At 72.7% G+C, this 2,830-nt stretch carries 2 protein-coding genes; one reads left to right on the forward strand and one right to left on the reverse strand.

Going from position 1 to position 2,830, the window contains the following annotated elements:
• Window positions 1-511: 511 nt before the first annotated feature.
• Entirely contained in the window at window positions 512-1,183 is a 672-nt protein-coding gene (locus tag QSJ97_RS25140; protein WP_352231148.1) for a transposase, read from the reverse strand.
• A 457-nt stretch (window positions 1,184-1,640) separates the two neighbouring features.
• Between QSJ97_RS25140 and QSJ97_RS24340 the strand changes: the two genes are divergently transcribed.
• Window positions 1,641-2,701, forward strand: a protein-coding gene (locus QSJ97_RS24340) for an IS630 family transposase (protein ID WP_285675083.1) whose coding sequence is annotated in 2 segments (ribosomal slippage) — window positions 1,641-2,133 and window positions 2,133-2,701 — 1,062 coding nt in all. Because the reading frame shifts where the segments join, the coding sequence is not laid out codon by codon here.
• Window positions 2,702-2,830 lie beyond the last annotated feature (129 nt).

Here is a 2,830-nt window from a genome sequence, read left to right on the forward strand (position 1 = left end):
TGTGTGCATCCTTGTCTGCGCGTGGGGCGGTCTCCGATGCTCCGGAGCCTGCGCTTGCGGTTGCAGAGAACGCGATGTCCTAGGCGCTCGCGGCCCCGGCTTCGTGCCGGGTTCCGAGCCGGCTCCGATGCGGCGTCCCGTGTCCCGGGCGCGCCGGGGACACTGGCCGCGGGCGTGTTCACGCGGCAGCTGCCCATCCGGCTCATAGATGCCGCGACGTCGTGCAGGCCGAGCGGTCTTCGACACGCGCCACATGCATGCATGCCCCACCTACCGCCGCGGATCGCCCTTGGGCGGAAGACGGCGGTTGCGGAGCGCCCACTTCAGCGCATCCTCCCAAGGGGTTCGGTCACGCTCGTCAATGCGGCGAGGATCGCGGGATGGCCTGAGGGCATGATCGGACGGCCTGCGTGGTCATGCTGGGAACGGAATCGGTCTCGGCGGCATCGATGCGCGAGACGGTTGCAGCCTGCATGTTATGGTGCCGGGGCGCCCCTTCGCCAATCTGTTCTCATGGGACGCCGCCGATCGGGCGCGCGATCGAGGTCTCGCCGGGGATGATACCGACGTTCTCGGCGCGGCGCGGCGCTTCCCTGTTCAGGCGCCCGATCGGGTGCGCAGAGCGCTGCTTCGTGCGGCGATCGCGCCGAAGGCCATGCAGGCGAGGACGTCGTGCCCGCCTTCGTCCATGCGCGCCGCGCGCCTCGGCCAGCGCGCCGGATCTGGTCGGCGAGACGGGCTGCCCGGGGCGTGCCGGTCTGCTGCGGTCGCCCTGGCCGAAGGCCTGGCGGACCGCGGCGGCGGCGGTGTGCCGGCCGCGGGGGCATGGGCGAGCGCGGTCCCCGTCCGGTGCACGCGGCAGCGCTGCCGGCCTGCCTCGAGGACGCGCCCGATCGCGGTCTTGCGGCCGGCAGGGGCATCGGAGGACGCGCGTCACGCCGGCGAGGCCGCGCGCCTTCGCGCCGCGCAGGAGCCCGGTCCGGAACGTCCCGGCCTCCGAGGCGCCGGCGCCGCAGCCGATGATCTCGCGCCGCCCGTCGGTGTTGACCGCGGCCGCGATCATCGCCGAGGCCGGGGCGATGCGCCCGCCCTGGCGGATCTTCGGGTGGGTGGCGCCGCGCCACCCGTGCGGCCGATCGCCGGCGAGCGGGCGGCCCGGGAACGCGCCGAGCCGCTCGTCGATGTCCGTTCAGGGCCTGGAGACGGCGCCCTTCGAGACGCCGCCGATCCGGGCCTCGCGGATCACCGCCGCGGGCGCCACCCCCGAGGCCCGGCGCGGCGCGAGGAAGCCGGGGAGCTGCCCTGCCGCAGCCTCGGCACCCGCGGGTTCGGCGTGCCGGGCCGGGTGCCGCGCGCGCGGCCGCGGTCGCGGCAACCGTTGCGATCGGCGGCATGCCCCTCGGCGCGCGCGTGCCGGCCGGCGCCGGTCACGCTCCCCGGCACCGGCCGCCATGATCGCCTCGGCGACGGCGCGCGAAAGCCGCCATCACCGTGCCTCCCGGGCAGCCCGGCGGGGCGCATGGCGGTCCCGGCCATCGGCGCTCTACTGTTATACCAGCTTGCGCTGATCCGGACTCGCGCGGGGGATTCCCAAGGGCGCCGATCTCTGACTCTCTGTCGAAGACGGCAGGGAGGCAGGCATGGGGCGGCCATTGGCGCTGCGGGGCGACTTCACCGCGGTGGATCTGAAGCGACTTGCTCGGCAGAGCCGGGACGCGGACCGGACGCGTCGGTTGCTCGCTTTGGCTGTGATCTGCGACGGCGGCAGCCGCGCGGAGGCGGCGGAGACCGGCGGCGTCGGCCGTCAGATCGTGCGCGACTGGGCCCCGCGGTTCAATGCCGAGGGGCCGGACGGGCTGATCAGCCGCAAGCCGCCTGGCAATCCCTCGAAGCTCGATGACGGGCAGCGGGCGGCGCTCGTGAGAATTGTCGAGAGCGGACCGCTCCCGGCGCGCGACGGCGTGGTCCGGTGGCGGCTGATTGATCTGGCGGCCCGGGTCTGGGAAGAGTTCGGCATCTCGGTGAGCGAGGCGAGGATGAGCCGGGAACTCAAGGCACTCGGCTTCGGCAAGCTCTCCGCCCGGCCGCGCCACTTCGCCCAGAACGAGGAGGCGGTCGCCGCTTTTAAAAAGACTTCCCCGTCCGCCTGGCGGAGATCCGCGAGACGCTCCCGCCAGGCACCGAGATAGAGCTGTGGTTCCAGGACGAGGCTAGGATCGGGCAGAAGAACAAGATCACCCGCCGCTGGGCGCGACGCGGCACGCGGCCCTCGGCGCCGCACGACCAGCGCACGAAATCTGCGTACATCTTCGGTGCCATCTGCCCGAAGGCAGGCAAGGGCGCCGGGCTGGTCATGCCCTGGTGCGACACCCACGCGATGACCGCCCACCTCGCCGAGATCTCACGGATGGTCGAGCCCGGTGCGCATGCGGTGGTGATCCTCGACCAGGCCGGCTGGCACATGTCGAAGGCGCTCGTCGTCCCAGGGAACATAACCCTGCTCCCGCTGCCGCCTCGCTCGCCGGAGCTGAACCCGGTCGAGAACATCTGGCAGTACATTCGCGAGAACTGGCTCTCGAACCGGGTGTTCGGGAGCTACGAGGACATCGTCGCCCTCTCCTGCGAGGCCTGGAACCGCCTCATCGACCGCCCATGGAAGATCATGACCATCGGCCTCCGCGACCGGGCCCATGGGTTCTGATCAGCGCAAGCTGGTATTAGACGGCTCGAAGCGCCCCAACGCCACCCCGACCCTGCACCGCGATGGCCGCCCCGCCCGCACCGCCGGGGCGGCCGGAAGGAGGCCGACAGGGCCGCTCTTCAGGCGCTC

This window comes from Paralimibaculum aggregatum, assembly GCF_030270585.1.
Lineage (GTDB): Bacteria > Pseudomonadota > Alphaproteobacteria > Rhodobacterales > Rhodobacteraceae > Thermohalobaculum > Thermohalobaculum aggregatum.